Raw genomic sequence first — 15,126 nt, 5'->3', positions numbered from 1 at the left:
CGAAGCCAATCAACACATCGAGCACGAGGCGCCGCTGTCGCGATTCCCCAGTCCCGATTCCCTATTCCCGGCTTCTAGCTGGTAATGGTCTGGGTCAGATCTTCCCAACTCGGCGGCGCCGGCCAGTCCGGCTGCTGGTTGCCTTCCATCACCCGGCGCAGGTCGCGGGTGTCGATCTGCGGCGCCAGCACGTGCACCAGCTCCAGCGCGTAATCGCGCAGCACGCGGTCGCGCGGCAGCACCGCCCAGGCGATGCACTCGGGAATCTCCGGCGGCGCCGGCCACGCGCGCAGGTCGGTGTCGTTGGCGCTCACCGCCATCTCCGCCAGCAGGCCCACGCCGAGTCCGGTGCGCACATAGGTCTTGATCAGGTCCGCGTCGAGCGCGGTCAGCGCGATCCGCGGCTCCAGCCCGAGGCGGCCGAAGGCGCGCTGCAGCGAGGAGCCGGAGCGCGTAGAGGATTCGTAGCTGATCAACGGCTGCGCCGCCAGCGCGGCCATGTCCGGCACCCGCTTGGGTACGTCCAGCGCGTGCCCGCGCGGCACCAGCACCAGCCGCCGCCAGCGGTACAGCGGCACGGCGATGCCGGCGGCCGGCGCTGTGCCGGCGGTGCTGACGATGGCGATGTCGGCATCGCCCTGGCTGAGCAGATCCAGCGCCGCGCTCTCGGCGGCCTGCTGCAGGTGCACGCTGACCTGCGGATAGGCCTGCTTGATCTGCGCCACCGCCGGCGGCAGCACGAAGCGCGCCTGGGTGTGGGTGGTGGTGAGGGTCAGCTGGCCCTGGCTCTCGCGGCGCTGGTTGGCCGCGTAGGTGCGGATGTTGTTGGCTTCGGCCAGCACCGCACGGGCGCGCTCGATCACCTCGCGCCCGGCCGGGGTCACCGTTTCCAGGCTGCGGCCCTTGCGCACGAACAGCAGGAAGCCCAGTTCGTCCTCCAGTTGCTTGAGCTGCTTGGACAGCCCCGGCTGGGTGGCATGCACGCGCGCCGCCGCCAGGGTGATGTTCAGATCGGCATCGGCAATGGCGACGAGGTAGCGGAGTTGGGTCAGCGTCATCGGGACGAGGGCGAGGCGCCGCCTGGCGGGACGCTCGACTGTAGTGGAATTCGGCCTTTCACCTTATAACCGAAAGCTATCTGCGATGGGCATGAAGTCATTTCCTGGGGCTATGAGCCGGCGCTACGGTCGTCGCTCCCGCCTGCCCCGCGTTGCGAGACATCCTGTGAGCCCTGCCCCGATTGCCCTGTATCCGGACCTGCACGATCGGGCCGTGCTGGTGATCGGCGGCGGCACGGCCGCCGAACGCCAGGTGCAGGCGCTGCTGGCCGCCGGCGCCCTGCCACGGGTGGCCGCGCCGACCCTGACCCCGCCATTGCAGGCGCTGTCCGCGCAGGGCCGGCTGACCTGGCTACGCAGCGCCTTCGACAACGCCTGGCTGGAGAGCGTGTGGTTCGTGATCGCCGCCAGCGAGGATCCGGCGCGCAACCGGCAGGCACTGCAGGCCGCTGCGGCGCGACGGGTGCTGGCGCAAGCCGTGCCGGCCGCGCCGGCGTCCGCTGCAGATACCGCCGAAGCCGCCGCACCCCAGGCGCTGCCGCTGCGCCCGGGCAGCGTGACCCTGGTCGGCGCCGGTCCCGGCGATCCCGGCCTGCTCACCGGCAACGCGCTGCATGCCCTGCGCCAGGCCGACGTGGTCCTGCACGACCGCCTGGTCAGCGCCGCGATCCTGCAGCTCATACCGGTAGGTACCGAGCGCATCGCCGTCGGCAAATCGGCCGACGGCCACAGCGTCGCCCAGGAGCAGATCCACGCCCTGCTGCTGGAACACGCGCGGCGCGGACGCCGGGTGGTGCGGCTGAAGGGCGGCGACCCGTTCGTGTTCGGCCGCGGCGGCGAGGAACTGGAATACCTGCGCGCGCATGGCGTGCCCTACGCGGTGGTGCCCGGCATCACCGCCGCACTCGCCTGCGCCGCCTACGCCGGCATCCCGCTGACCCATCGCGACCACGCACAGTCGCTGCGCCTGGTCACCGCGCACTGCAAGGCCTCGCTGGACACCCTGGACTGGGCCGCACTGGCGCAGGAGCGGCAGACCCTGGCGGTGTACATGGGCGTGGCCGGCCTGGACACGGTGCGCACGCGCCTGCTCGCCGCCGGTCGCGCCGCTGGCACGCCGTTCGCGCTGGTGGAGAACGGCTCGCGCGCCGAGCAGCGGGTGGTGCGCGGCACCCTCGCCGACCTGCCCGACACCGCCCGCGCGCATGCGGTGCGCGCGCCGGCGCTGCTGATCCTGGGCGAGGTGGCTGCGCTGGCCGACACCCTGCACTGGTTCGGCGCCGCGCCGCTGCGCGCACCCTCACCTTCCCCGAAGCCGGCCGTGCCTACCCTGGCCCACGCCGCCTGACCCGCACTTTCCGGAGACCCCACGCATGGCCATCTACGACAACATCCTCGATACCATCGGCCACACCCCGATCGTCAAGCTGCAACGCCTGGCGCCGGCGCACGTGGAGCTATACGTCAAGGTCGAGGCGTTCAACCCCGGCGGTTCGGTCAAGGACCGCCTGGCGCTGGCGATCGTGCTCGATGCCGAAGCCCGCGGCCTGCTCAAGCCCGGCGACACCATCGTCGAGGCGACATCCGGCAACACCGGCGTGGCCCTGGCGATGGTGGCCGCCGCGCGCGGCTACAAGTTCGTGGCGACGATGGTGGAGACCTTCTCGATCGAGCGCCGCAAGCTGATGCGCGCCTACGGCGCCAAGGTGATCCTGACCCCGGCCGCCGAGCGCGGCAGCGGCATGGTGCGCAAGGCCGAGGAACTGGCCAAGCAGCACGGCTGGTTCCTGGCCCGGCAGTTCGCCAACCCGGCCAATCCCGCCTATCACCGCAGCACCACCGCCGCGGAGATCCTGCGCGATTTCGCCGGCCGCCGGCTCGACCATTTCGTCAGCGGCTGGGGCACCGGCGGCACCCTCACCGGCGTCGGCGAAGTGCTGCGGCTGGCCCGCCCGGACGTGCACATCACCGCCACCGAACCGGCTGGCGCCGCCCTGCTGCAGGGCCAGGAGTGGAAGCCGCACAAGATCCAGGGCTGGACCCCGGACTTCGTGCCCGAGGTGCTCAACCGCGAGGTCTACGACGAGGTGCTGAGCGTCGAAGACACCGACGCCATCACGGTGTCGCGCCGCCTCGCCGCCGAGGAAGGCATCTTCACCGGCATCTCCGGCGGCGGCACCGTGGCCACCGCCCTGCGCGTGGCCGAAACCGCAGCGCCCGGCGCGGTGATCCTGGCGATGCTGCCGGACACCGGCGAGCGCTACTTCTCCACGCCACTGTTCGCCGACATCAACGAAGGCAGCGACGACGACTGGTTGGCCGGCCTGCCGTGAGCGTCGTGGCGACGCGAGGATGCCGCCGCGTCGCCATGCCGTTGCGGCACGTCAGCCAGAGGCACGGCAGGGTCGACTTCGGTCACGACGCAGTACGCCATCGGAACGCGCACCGCTTGGTTCGTCGCGGCTGAAGCCGCTCCTACAGGAGACTTGCGGCAAGCTGGCTGGGGCACTGCAGGAGGGACTTCAGTCCCGACGCACTGCGCCATCGGAACGCGCGCCGCTTCGTTCGTCGCGGCTGAAGCCGCTCCTACGGAGCTTGCGGCAAGCTGGCTGAGGCACTGCAGGAGGGACTTCAGTCCCGACGCAGGGCACCGTCGGAACGCGCGCCGCTTCGCTTGTCGCGGCTGAAGCCGCTCCTACGGAGGCTTGCGACAAGCTGGCTGGGACATTGTGGGAGGGACTTCAGTCCCGACGCACTGCGCCATCGGAAAGTGCACCGCTTCGCTCGATTGCGACGTCATCGCGCAGCGAGCGCGGACTGCAATGGACGCGACGCAGCGTCCTCCACGGGCGGACGACGCTGCGCGTCCAGCGCCGACACGCACTGCAGCAATTGCGCAACCACCGCGATGGCGATCACCGCCGGCGCCTTGCCGTCGATCCCGGGCAGGCCGATCGGACAGGTCAGCCGCGTCTGCGCGGCCGCGCCCAGGCCGTCGTGGCGCAGCCGCGACAGGAACCGCGCGCGCTTGGACGCCGAGCCGATCAGGCCGACGAAGCCGGCACGGCCGGCCAGCGCCGCGGCGGTGAGCCGGTAGTCCAGGGCATGGTCGTGGGTCAGGATCAGCAGCATCGCGTCGGCCGGCGCGTTGCGGGCACGCGCAAGCAATGCGGCTTCATCCAGATGCGCGGCACCATCGGCAGCGGCAGCCAGGTCCGCGCGCGGATCGGCCCAGTCCAGGGCGAACGGCAGCTCGCGCAACGCACGCGCGATGGCGATGCCGACGTGGCCTGCGCCGAACAAGAGCAGCGGCGTGCGCGGTGGGCCGATCGCCTGCTGCAACAGCGCCCCGGCCGCGGGCGCCGGCGCACGCAGCGATAGCGGCTGTGGCGACGCGTCGTCGATGGCGTGCGCGATGCCGTCCACCTGCAACCGGGTCGACAGCGTGCGCCCCAGCGTCGCCTGCCGCAGCCAGTCGCTGCGCGCCGGATCCAGCCGCTCCAGCAACAGGCGCACGCGCCCGCCGCAGCACTGGCCGAGCAGATCGGCGGCCCGCGCTTGCGCCGCGCAGTCCACGCACTGGCCGCTGCAGGCCGCCGCGCGCGCCGGCGCCGCCGCGCCCAGCGTGTAGTCCTGCACCTGCCAGCTGCCCGGCGGCTGCGCCAGCAGGTCGCGCGCCAGCGCACAGGCACGCCACTCGAGCACGCCGCCGCCGATGGTGCCGATGCTGCCGTCGGCGCTCACCAGCATGCGCGTACCGGCCTCGCGCGGGGTCGAGCCGGCCGTGGCCAGCACCGTGATCAGCGCGGTCGCGCCGCGCGCCAGCGCTGTTTCGGCGTGCAGGCTCCAGTCAGCGCGCATCGGCCGCACGCCTCGCGATCGCGGCCAGGATCCGCTCCGGCGTGGCCGGCGCGTCCAATGCGGGCACGCCGTTGCCCGGCGCCGCCGCGGCCACCGCCTGGGTCAGCGCCGAGAACACCGAGATCGCCAGCATCAACGGCGGCTCGCCCACCGCCTTGGAACGGTGGATGGTCGGCTCGTCGTTGCGTCCGGCATCCCACAGGTCGATGCGCATGCGCGCCGGGCGATCCCCCGCGGTGGGAATCTTGTAGGTGGACGGTGCATGGGTCAGCAGCCGGCCGTGCGCGTCGTAGACCAATTCCTCGGTGGTCAGCCAGCCCATGCCCTGGACGAAGCCGCCCTCGATCTGGCCCAGGTCGATCGCCGGGTTCAGCGAGCGGCCGACGTCGTGCAGCACGTCCACTGCCAGCACCTTGTGTTCACCGGTCAGGGTGTCGATCACCACTTCGCTCAGTGCCGCGCCGTAGGCGAAGTAGTAGAACGGGCGGCCGCGGTGGCTGGCGCGGTCGTAGTGGATCTTCGGCGTGGCGTAGTAGCCGCTGGCGGCCAGCGAGATGCGCGCCATGTGCGCCTGCCGGCACAGCGCGCCGAACTCCAGTTCGACGCTGCCGGCCACGACCTTGCCGTCGGCGAAGCGCACCTGCGCCGGCGTCACGCCGCCGCGCTCGGCGGCCAGCACGGCCAGGCGCGCGCGGATCTCGCTGGCCGCGTTGTAGGCCGCCATGCCGTTGAGGTCGGTGCCCGAGGACGCCGCGGTGGCCGAGGTGTTGGGCACCTTGTCGGTGCGCGTGGCGGTGATGCGCACGCGCGCGGTGTCGATGCCGAACACGTCGGCGACGATCTGCGCGACCTTGATCATCAGGCCCTGGCCCATCTCGGTGCCGCCGTGGTTGAGCTGCACCGAGCCGTCGGCATAGACCAGCACCAGTGCGCCGGCCTGGTTGAGATGGGTGGTGGTGAAGCTGATGCCGAACTTCACCGGAGTCAGCGCCAGGCCCTTCTTCAGCACCCGGTGGCGCGCGTTGAACGCCGCCACCGCCGCCTGCCGCGCGGGATAGTCGGCGCGCGCGGCCAGTTCCTCGATCAGCGCCGGCGCGACGTTGTCTTCCACGGTCATGCCGTACGGGGTGACGTTGCGGTGCGGCGCCGCGTACAGGTTGGCCTGGCGCACCGCCAGCGCATCGCGGCCCAGCGCGGCGGCGACCGCGTCCAGCACGCGTTCGATCGCCAGCATGCCCTGCGGCCCACCGAAGCCGCGGAACGCGGTGTTGGACACGGTGTGCGTGCGCAAGCGGTGCGAGACGATCTCCACCACCGGCAACCAGTAGCAGTTGTCGGCATGGAACATCGCGCGGTCGTTGATCGCCAGCGACAGGTCGGTGGTGGCGCCGCAGCGCGAGGCCAGCTCCAGGCGCAGCGCCAGGATGCGGCCGGCGTCGTCGAAGCCGACCTGATAGTCGACCTGGAAGTCGTGGCGCTTGCCGGTGATGCGCATGTCGTCGTCGCGGTCGTAGCGCAGCTTGGCCGGGCGGCCGGTCAACGCGGCGACCAGCGCGCAGGCCGCCGCCGGCGCCGCCGCCTGGGTCTCCTTGCCGCCGAACGCACCGCCCATGCGCCGCACTTCCACGGTCACGTCGGCGCTGTCCAGGCCGAGCAGCGCCGCGATCAGGTGCTGCACCTCGCTCGGATGCTGGGTCGAGGACAGCACGTGCAGCTGGCCCTGTTCGCCGGGCAGGGCCACGGCGATCTGTCCTTCCAGGTAGAAATGCTCCTGCCCGCCGATCTCCAGCGCACCGCCGCAGCGTCGCGGCGCCGCCGCCAAGGCCGCATCGACGTCGCCGCCGCGGGCCATGCGCTGCGCCGGCTCCAGCACCGCGCCGGCGGCGCGCGCGTCGGCGATGCTCAGCAGCGCCGGCAACGGCGCGTACTCGACCCGTGCCAGGCGCGCCGCGCGCCGCGCCGCGACATGGCTGTCGGCGGCGACCACGAACAGCGGCTGGCCGTGATAGAGCACCGTGTCTTCGGCGAACAGCGGATCGTCGTGCGCGACCGGGGCGACATTGTTCTCGCCGGGAATGTCGGCGGCGGCGAACACCGCCACCACGCCGGATGCTGCGCGCACCGGTGCCAGATCCAGGCGCAGCACGCGTGCATGCGGCTGTTCGCTCAGGCCGAATGCCAGGTGCAGCAGGCCGGGCGGCTCGGGCAGGTCGTCGATGTAGCGGGCCTGGCCGCTGACATGCGCCGGTGCGCTGTCGTGGCGCAGCGCGCGGTGCACCTGCGACGACGCGGGGCTGGCAGCGGTCGGACCGTCAGCCATCGGCCAGCTCCAGCACCGATAGCGGCTCGTGCGGATGCGCGTGCCCGATCCACAGCCGCCGCAGCAGGTTCGCCGCGACCGCCAGGCGGTACCCGGCCGAACCACGCACATCGCTGAGCGGGCGGAAGTCCTGCGCCAGCGCCGCGGCGGCGGCCTCGACCGTGGCCGCACTCCACGGCTGCCCAAGCAGCGCCTGCTCGGCGCCGCGCGCGCGTTGCGGCGTGCCGGCCATGCCGCCGAAGGCGATGCGCGCCTGGCGCACCATGCCATCGCCGATGCGCAGCGCGAACGCGCCGCAGACCGCGGAGATGTCGCTGTCGAAGCGCTTGCTCAGTTTGTCCACGCGATACAGCAGGTCCGCGGGCGGCCGCGGCACGTCCACGTGCTCGACGAACTCGCCCGGCTGCAGGGCCTGGCGGCCGTAGGCCAGGAAGAAGTCCTCCAGCGGCAACGTGCGCCGCACATCGCCGCGGCGCAGGGTCAGGCTGGCGCCGAGCGCGATCAGCGCCGGCGGCATGTCGCCGATCGGCGAGCCGTTGGCGATGTTGCCGCCGATGGTGCCGGCATTGCGCACCTGGGTCCCGCCGATGCGCCGCAACAGCTCGCCCAGCGCCGGGTGCAGCGCCGCCAGCGCGGCCTGCGCCTCGCTGTAGCGCACGCAGGCGCCGATGCGCAGCCCGTCCGCGGTGTCCTGCAGCAGGCGCAACTCGGGGATGTCGCCGATGAACACCACGTCGTCGAGTACACGCTGCTGCTTGGTCACCCACAGGCCGACATCGGTCGCGCCGGCGACCAGACGCGACTCGGGGCGCTGCAGCAGCAAGGCGGCAAGCGCGTCGGCGTTGCGTGGCGCGGTGGCGCGGCGCGCGCGCCCGGTGGTGGTGGTGGCGTCGTGGGTCTGCGCCAGCGCGGCGGTGCGGCGAAGCGCGCGCAGGCCTGCCAGCGTGGCCGCATCGTCGCGCGGCGCCGGCGGCACCGCCGCGCCGGCGTCCAGGATCGGTCCATAACCGGTGCAGCGGCACAGGTTGCCGGCGAGCACGTCGGCCAGGGCCGCCTGGCCGGTGCCCAGCGCGCCGATGCTGCGCGCGTACAGCGACATCACGAAGCCGGGCGTGCAGAAGCCGCACTGCAAGCCGTGGCGCTGCACCAGTTCCTGCTGCACGGCATGCAGCGCGCCACCGACGGCCAGGCTTTCCACCGTCAGCAGCGCCTTGCCGTCGAGCATCGGCACGAACAGGATGCAGGCATTGAGCGCACGCCAGCGCACCTGCTCGTCGCCGTCGGCGCCATCGCCAGCGGCCAGTTCGCCGACCAGGACCGTGCATGCGCCGCAATCGCCTTCGGCGCAGCCCTCCTTGCTGCCGGTGCGGCCAAGCCGGTAGCGCAACAGGTCGAGCACGCTGGCGGTCGGGTCCGCGGCGTCCAGTTCCATCACCTGTCCGTCGAGCAGGAAGCGCACCGTCTCCATCTCAGCTGCCCCGGTAGGTGGAGTAGCCGAACGGCGAGACCAGCAGCGGCACGTGGCAATGCCCCGCCTCGGCCAGGCCGAACGCGATCGGCACCACGTCCAGGAACGGCGGCTCGGGCAAGGCGACGCCGCCGCTACGGAAGTAGTCGCCCACGGCGAATTCCAGCCGATAGCGTCCCGCTGCCAGAGTCAGCGCGCGCAGCGCCGGACAGCGGCCGTCGGCATCGGTGACGTCCGCATGCAGCAACGTCTCGCCGGCGAACAGGCGCAGCGCCACGCCGGCGGCGGGCAGCCCGCGACTCAGGTCCAGCACATGGGTCGACAGGCTACTCATCCGACAGCCTCCTCCAGGTGCGGCATCGGCCATTGGCCGACGAATTCGGGTTCGGCGTAGTCCATGTACGCGGCAAGCATCGCCTCGCGCTCGTCCAAGAAGAGTTGATCGGCGACCGCCTTCACCAGCCGCGGCAACGCGTGCTTCAGCCCGGACAGCGCCGCCGCCGACAGGCCCAGGCTCAGCAGCGCCGAATAGTTGAAGGCGAACAGGCCGTGCAGCGCCGCCGCGTGCGCCGGGGTGCGCGGCAGCAACTCGAAGCCGGGGCCCAGGTAGGGATGCGCATCCAGCAGCGGCAGGTCCTGTCCCGGCGGCGGGCGGTAACGGTCGCGCCAACGCGCGATGCCGTCGGCCACTTCAGCCAGTTCCGGGCGCAGCGCCGGGTCGGTGACCAGGCCGGTGGACAGCACCACGAAGTCGAACGGCAGGCGCCCGTGCGGCGTGGTCACCAGCACGCCGTCGGCGGTCTCGGCCACGTCCTGCCACGGGCTGCCCAGGTGCAGGTGGAAATTGGGCCAGGCCGCGGCGCGTTCGAAGGTGTCGTTGGTCGGCGGCTGATTGCGGCGGAAGAAGCTGGCCATCATCGCGTACTTGTCAGCATCGGGCAGTGCGGCAAAGCGCGGAATGATGCCGCTGCGTTCCATGTGCCGGATCGGATTGACCCGCGGCAGCGCGTTGCGGCGCACGAACACGTGCACCTCGCCGACGCCGGCGGCCAGCGCGTGCTGGGCGTTGTCGAAGGCCGAGGCGCCACCGCCGAGGATGCCGATGCGGCGCCCGGCCAGCGCCGCGTAGTCGATCGCCTCGGAGGTGTGCGCGTAGCGCGCGCGGGCCAGCTTGCCGGCCACCAGCGACGGCACGTGCCATTGCCCACCGCCCTGGATGCCGGTGGCCAGCACCACCTTGCGCGCCAGCAGCGTGTCGCCGCCGTCCAGGTGCAGGCGTTGCAGGCGCCGGGTCGGCAGCGGCTCGATGCGCAGCAACCGCGCCTGGTTACGTACCGGCAGGCCGAGCACCTCGCGGTACCAGCGCAGATAGTCCATCCAGTCCGCGCGCGGAATTTTGCCCAGCGCGTCCCAGGCCGCGGCACCGTGCCGGGCTTCCCAGTAGGCGCGGAAGGTCAGCGACGGCATGCCGAAGTCCAGCGCGCTCAGTTCCTTGGGCGTGCGCAGGGTGACCATGCGCGCGTAGGTGACCCACGGCCCTTCCTGGCCGGCCGGGTTCTCGTCGATCACCAGCAGGTTGGAGATGCGCTCGCGCAGCAGGCCGAAGGCCGCACCCAGCCCGCTCTGGCCGCCGCCGACCACGACCACGTCGTAGACATGCTCGCCGTCGTGCTGCTGCGCGCGGGTCCAGTCGGGCCCGCCGTGGCCGAGCCACTGCAGTTCGCGCGCGACCTGCGCCGACAGCGCCTGCAGCCCGCCTGCCGCGGCGCTCACGACAGCGCCTCCAGGCGCAGCCGCGCGATCTTGCCGATCTCGTCGAGGGCGGTGGCGATCTCGGCCTCGCGCGTATTCGCCAACCGCGCCTGCATCGCGGCGAGGATGCCGGCCTTGTCGGTCAGCCGCACGCAGACCACGAACGGAAAATCGAAACGCGCGCGGTAGGCGGCATTGAGCGCGTGAAAGCGGGCGAACTCCTCGGCGCTGAGGCGGTCCAGCCCGGCCTGCGCCTGCTCGGTGGCCGAGGCAGCGGTCAGGTCGCCGTCGATCGCGGCCTTGCCGGCCAGTTCCGGATGCGCGCGGATCAACGCCAGCTGCTCCTCGGCGCTGGCCGCGTGCAGCACCTGCAGCAGGCCGGCATGCAGATCGGCGAGCGGGCGCCGCGCCGCGGCGCGCTGCACCACCCACGGCGAATGCTCGAACAGCGCATGCAGGCGCGCGACGAACGCGGCCTCGGGCAACGCATTCCAGTCGATGGCGCTCATGCGTGGTCCCCCTGCAACGACACATGCGCCGATACCACCTTCCAGCCGTCGGCGAAGCGCACCCAGCTCTGGCTCTGGCGGCCGCGGCGCGGGCTGCCGTGGCGCTGGAACTCGGCATCGGCGGTGGCGAAATCGCGCCCGTAGGCGACGATCTGCACGCGCAGCAGACGCCGTTGCGGCGTTCCGCCGCGGCCGCGGCGGAACGCGCGGATCGCATCGGCGCCGTACAAGGCCTCGCCGACGCCGTAGCGCACCGTGGTCGGCGCATCGTGGAACAGCCGGTCCAGCGCGGCGACGTCGTCGTCCATCAGCGCGCGCTCGTAGGCGGCGAACGCCGCCTGCACTTCGGCCAGCACCTCGGGCGCGTTGAGGATCATGCCGGATGCACCCGCTGCCAATGGCGGGCGATGTCGATGCGCCGCGCGATCCAGGCCTGGCCGCTGGCCAGCACGTGGTCGAGAAAACGGGCCAGTGCCAGGGCGCGCGCCGGGCGCCCGGCGATGCGCCCGTGCAGGCCCACCGACATCATCCGCCCGCCCTCGGCGCACAATTGCTCGAAGCCGTCGCGCAGGTAACGGAAGAACGGTTCGCCGTCGGCGAAACCGTTGTAGGCGACGAACTTCATGTCGTTGGCGTCCAGCGTGTACGGCACCACCAGTTGCGCGCGGCCGTGGCGGCGGTCGTAGTACGGCAGGTCGTCGGCGTAGCTGTCGGCGTCGTAGACGAAGCCGCCCTCCTCGGCCACCAGCCGCGCGGTGTTGGGACTGGTGCGCCCCTGGTACCAGCCCAGCGGGCGCGCGCCGGTCACCTGCGTATGCAAGGCGATCGCCGCGGCGATGTGCGCGCGCTCGGTCGCCTCCGGCACCTGCTGGTAGTCGATCCAGCGCAGGCCGTGGCTGGCGATCTCCCAGTCGGCCTCGCGCATCGCCTGCACCGCCGCGGGATTGGCCGCCAGCGCCTGCGCCACGCCGAACACCGTCACCGGCACACCGCGTGCGGCGAACAGCCGCTGCAGCCGCCAGAAGCCGGCGCGGCTGCCGTATTCGTACAAGCTCTCCATCGCCATCGCGCGTGCGCCCGAATGGCTGTGCGCGCCGACCATCTCCGACAGGAACGCCTCGGAGCCGGCATCGCCGTTGAGCACGCAGTTCTCGGCGCCTTCCTCGTAGTTGAGCACGAACTGCACTGCCACCCGCGCGCCACCGGGCCACTGCGGATCCGGCGGCTGCGCGCCATAGCCGACCAGGTCGCGCGCGGCGTTCATCGCGGCGCTCCGTCGGCGTGCCAGGCGGCCAGCGCCGCGTCCACCGCGGCGCCGGACGCGCAGGCATGGCCTTCGGCGCGCAGCACCGCCTCCAGCGCGGCCAGGGTGATCAGCACCTTGTGCTTCATCGCGTTGTAGCCCATCGCGCCGATCCGCCACAGCTTGCCCTGCAACGGTCCGAACGCGGTGCCGATCTCGATCTCGAAATCCTCGCGCAGGCGCCGCCGCACCGCCTCGCCGTCGATGCCGACGGGAATGACCACGCCGGTGACGTTGGCCATGCGGTGGCGGTCGTCGCCGAACACCTGCAGCCCCAGCGCGCGCACGCCGGCGGCGACCGCGCGGCCGGCCGCCGCGTGCCGCGCGAAGCGCGCCGGCAGGCCTTCCTGCAGCGCCACGCGCGCGCATTCGCGCGCCGCGTACAGCATGCTGGTGGCCTCGGTATGGTGGTTCAGGCGCTTGTCGGACCAGTAGTCCATCACCATCGCCAGGTCGAAGTAGTTCGAGCCGATGCGTACGCCGCGGCCGTTGGCGATATCGTCGCGGACGATGCCGCGCTCGACGTGGCGGCGCGCGAAGATCGCCTCGGCCGCCTGCGCGGAGACGGTGATCGGCGCCGAGCCGGACGGCCCGCCCAGGCACTTCTGCAGCCCGCCGGTGACCACGTCCACGCCCCAGGCGTCGCTGGCGATCGGCATGCCGCCGATGGTCGCGGTGGCATCGACGTAGGACAGCGCGCCGGCGGCACGGCACAGCGCGCCGAGGCCGTCCAGCGGCTGCGCCATCGTGGTCGAAGTGTCGCCGTGCACGCAGGCGACCAACTTCGGCGCGAAGCGTTCGATTGCCGCAGCGACCTCCGTCATCGGCACCACCTCGCCCCACGGCGCCTCGACCGTCTCCACCACCGCGCCGATGCGGCCGAGGATCTCGCCCAGCAGCAGGCCGAAGCGGCCGAAGTTCAGCACCAGCACGCGCTCGCCCGGGGCCACCAGCGACACCAGCGCCGCCTCGATGCCGGCGCGCGCGGTGCCGTCGACCAGGAAGGTCCAGTGGTTCTCGGTGCCGAACAGCGGCCGGTACAGCGCCATCACCTGGTTCATGTAGCCGGTCATTTCCGGATCGAACTGGCCGAGCAGGTCCGCGGACATCGCACGCAGCACGCGCGGATGCGCATTGACCGGGCCCGGCCCCATCAGCAGGCGTTGCGGCGGATCGATCTCGCCGAACAGGTCGGCGGGCAGCGGCTCAACGGACAAGGGTGTCTCCCAGGGAATCGAGGAAGTGCAGCATCGCCGCCACCGCCAGGTAGGCGTCGGCGGGCTCCACGCGTTCGGCCGGGTGGTGGCTGACGCCGCCGGCGCAGCGCAGGAACAGCATCGCGGTCGGGCACAGCGCGGCCATCACCATCGCGTCGTGGCCGGCACCGGACACCAGCCGTCGCGGCGCGATGCCCTGCGCGGCGATCGCCGCTTCCAGCGCCGCGACCAGGCGCGGCGCGCAGGGACTGGCCGGCAGATCCTGCACGCACTGCAACTCCAACTGCACGCCGCGCGCGGCAGCGATCGCATGCAGGCGCTGCGCGATCGCCTCGGCCGCGGCATCGCGAACGGCATCGGTGCCGGCGCGCACGTCGATCGAGAACTCGACCCGCCCCGGCACCACGTTGACCGCACCCGGCGCCGCCTGCAGGCGCCCGACCGTAGCCACCAGGTCCGCCGGGCCGCTGCGCGCCACCTGCTCCACCGCCAGCACGCACTCGGCGGCGGCGGCCAGCGCATCGGCGCGCAGATCCATGCGGGTGGTGCCGGCATGGCCGGCGCGGCCCAGCAGCAGCGCACGGTAGCGGCGCTGCGCGGCGATGCCGCTGACCGCCCCCAGCGCCAGCCCTTCGGCCTCCAGCACTGGCCCTTGTTCGATATGCGCTTCCAGATACGCCAGCACCTCCTGCGGCGCGCGCGCCGCACGCGGCAGCAGCGCGATGTCCAGGCCCCAGGCGGCCAGCGCCTCGGCCAGGGCGATGCCGTCGCCGTCGTGCACCTGCAGGGCCGCCGGATCCAGCGTGCCGGCCACCGCGCGGCTGCTCAGCATCGATGCCGGGAAGCGCGAGCCTTCCTCGTCGCCGAAGGCGATCACCTCGATGGCGAACGGCAGCCGCCGGCCCTGCGCGTGCAGCGCCGCCACGCATTCGATGCCGAGCATGATGCCGAGCGGACCGTCGTAGCGGCCGGCGTCGCGCACGCTGTCCAGGTGGCTGCCGATCAGCAGCGCCGGCGCCTGCGCGACGGCGCCTTCGTAGCGGCCGAGCAGATTGCCGGCCGGGTCGATGCGGGTGTGCAGCCCGGCCTCGCCCATCCAAGCCGCCACCGCCGCCACAGCGGCGCGATGCGCCGGGCTGAGCCAGCCGCGGAACAGGCCGTGCGCGGTGTCGCTGTAGGGCGCCACGCCGAGCGCGTCGCAGCGCGCGACCGCGCGCAGGCCCGCGCTGGCCATCGGCGGCGTCAAGGCCGTGGCCGATGCAGGCACCGTGGCGGCGGGAGGGACGTGGCTGGCGAACATGGAACGGTCACGAAGGAAGAAAGAAGCGAGCGCTGGCGGGTACCAACCGCCAGAAAATCCATTTAAATTCAATGGATTGGCGGTTCAAAATGACAATTCGCAGCGGTCGTAGGGACTATACGAAGCGTTACAAATGCAGGCAAACGCCGTTTTCGCGTGGATGCATTGCAAAAAATGCAACGCGACCAAGATGCCGCTCTCGCGGCGCCATCATTGCCGGCACCGCTGGGTCGGACCCTCACCCCAACCCCTGCTCCGCGCCCCGGCCCGCGCTTGCGGCGCGGGCGCTCCAGGGTGCGCGCGTCAGTGACGCGCAAGACCCACCCTGTCGCCCCGAC

The 15,126-nt window shown here is 72.2% G+C and carries 13 protein-coding genes; 2 read left to right on the top strand and 11 right to left on the bottom strand.

From position 1 onward, the window contains the following. Positions 1-74: 74 nt before the first annotated feature. A complete protein-coding gene (locus AC1G9L_RS06155) occupies positions 75-1,058 on the bottom strand; it encodes a LysR family transcriptional regulator (protein ID WP_010342778.1) in 984 nt (327 codons plus the stop codon). Between the two features lie 166 nt (positions 1,059-1,224). On the opposite strand from AC1G9L_RS06155, the gene cobA reads away from it, so the two are divergent. Together cobA and cysK are read left to right on the top strand one after the other, a co-directional pair. After that, entirely contained in the window at positions 1,225-2,406 is a 1,182-nt protein-coding gene (gene cobA / locus AC1G9L_RS06150) for a uroporphyrinogen-III C-methyltransferase (protein WP_481070489.1), read from the top strand. Positions 2,407-2,431: 25 nt separating this feature from the next. After that, on the top strand, positions 2,432-3,391 hold the full coding sequence (gene cysK / locus AC1G9L_RS06145) for a cysteine synthase A (protein WP_019801348.1): 960 nt from the start codon (positions 2,432-2,434) through the stop codon (positions 3,389-3,391). A 463-nt stretch (positions 3,392-3,854) separates the two neighbouring features. Here cysK and xdhC read toward each other — a convergent pair whose 3' ends face one another. From xdhC to AC1G9L_RS06095, 10 genes are read right to left on the bottom strand one after another with little or no spacing between them, the layout of a single operon-like run. Continuing rightward, positions 3,855-4,919, bottom strand: a complete 1,065-nt coding sequence (xdhC, locus tag AC1G9L_RS06140; protein WP_481070488.1) for a xanthine dehydrogenase accessory protein XdhC — start codon at positions 4,917-4,919, stop codon at positions 3,855-3,857. Continuing rightward, on the bottom strand, positions 4,909-7,239 hold the full coding sequence (xdhB, locus tag AC1G9L_RS06135; protein ID WP_481070487.1) for a xanthine dehydrogenase molybdopterin binding subunit: 2,331 nt from the start codon (positions 7,237-7,239) through the stop codon (positions 4,909-4,911). The genes xdhC and xdhB overlap by 11 nt, the downstream gene beginning before the upstream one ends. Beyond that, entirely contained in the window at positions 7,232-8,707 is a 1,476-nt protein-coding gene (gene xdhA / locus AC1G9L_RS06130; protein ID WP_481070486.1) for a xanthine dehydrogenase small subunit, read from the bottom strand. The genes xdhB and xdhA overlap by 8 nt, the downstream gene beginning before the upstream one ends. 1 nt (position 8,708) lies before the next feature. Continuing rightward, entirely contained in the window at positions 8,709-9,074 is a 366-nt protein-coding gene (gene uraH / locus AC1G9L_RS06125; RefSeq protein WP_481070485.1) for a hydroxyisourate hydrolase, read from the bottom strand. Further along, positions 9,038-10,459 (bottom strand): FAD/NAD(P)-binding protein, encoded by a 1,422-nt coding sequence (locus AC1G9L_RS06120; protein WP_481071030.1) that lies wholly within the window; start codon positions 10,457-10,459, stop codon positions 9,038-9,040. The genes uraH and AC1G9L_RS06120 overlap by 37 nt, the downstream gene beginning before the upstream one ends. A 17-nt stretch (positions 10,460-10,476) precedes the next feature. Then, positions 10,477-10,968, bottom strand: a complete 492-nt coding sequence (gene uraD, locus AC1G9L_RS06115; RefSeq protein WP_019801941.1) for a 2-oxo-4-hydroxy-4-carboxy-5-ureidoimidazoline decarboxylase — start codon at positions 10,966-10,968, stop codon at positions 10,477-10,479. Next, positions 10,965-11,345 (bottom strand): oxalurate catabolism protein HpxZ, encoded by a 381-nt coding sequence (gene hpxZ, locus AC1G9L_RS06110; RefSeq protein ID WP_481070484.1) that lies wholly within the window; start codon positions 11,343-11,345, stop codon positions 10,965-10,967. The genes uraD and hpxZ overlap by 4 nt, the downstream gene beginning before the upstream one ends. Beyond that, positions 11,342-12,232 carry an allantoinase PuuE gene (puuE, locus tag AC1G9L_RS06105; protein ID WP_019801939.1) on the bottom strand — a complete coding sequence of 297 codons (891 nt, stop codon included), beginning with the start codon at positions 12,230-12,232 and terminating at the stop codon, positions 11,342-11,344. The genes hpxZ and puuE overlap by 4 nt, the downstream gene beginning before the upstream one ends. Further along, entirely contained in the window at positions 12,229-13,425 is a 1,197-nt protein-coding gene (locus AC1G9L_RS06100) for a pyridoxal-phosphate-dependent aminotransferase family protein (protein WP_481071028.1), read from the bottom strand. The genes puuE and AC1G9L_RS06100 overlap by 4 nt, the downstream gene beginning before the upstream one ends. Positions 13,426-13,477: 52 nt before the next feature. Then, positions 13,478-14,722 carry an allantoate amidohydrolase gene (locus AC1G9L_RS06095; RefSeq protein WP_481071026.1) on the bottom strand — a complete coding sequence of 415 codons (1,245 nt, stop codon included), beginning with the start codon at positions 14,720-14,722 and terminating at the stop codon, positions 13,478-13,480. Between the last annotated feature and the right edge of the window lie 404 nt (positions 14,723-15,126).

It is taken from the genome of Xanthomonas sp. NCPPB 1132, assembly GCF_056629235.1.
The sequence above is the reverse complement of the archived record's forward strand: the minus strand, read 5'-3'. Positions and strand labels throughout refer to the sequence as shown.